Annotated in this window: 1 protein-coding gene; it reads left to right on the top strand. The window is 75.9% G+C overall.

Translation table 11 applies throughout. The features are described 5' to 3' along the window. Nucleotides 1-261 (top strand): HAD family hydrolase (locus ACZ3HH_RS30510; RefSeq protein WP_465810374.1); only part of this gene is annotated, 261 nt, incomplete at both ends.

Below are 261 nucleotides of genomic sequence, written 5' to 3'. Positions count from 1 at the left end.
CCGAAGCCGCCCGCGTGCTGGTGGGCCGCGGCGCCCGCGTCCTGATCGAGCGCGGTTTCGAGGCGGCGGGCGAACACCTCCCTCCGGAGCGCGTGCCGGGCCTCGTCGCCCGCTTCATCGAGATCTACCGCGGCCGGATCGCCAGCGAGAGCCGGCCCTTCCCCGGCGTGGAGGCGGCGCTGGACGCGCTCTCCGGCGCGGGGGCCATCCTGTGCGTCTGCACGAACAAGCCGACCGCGCTGTCGGAGCAGCTGCTGGCGG

The sequence above is a fragment of the Pseudomonas sp. PME37.24/025 genome (genome assembly GCF_055556615.1).
Note: the sequence above shows the minus strand (reverse complement) of the source record. Positions and strands in the feature narration are given on the sequence as shown.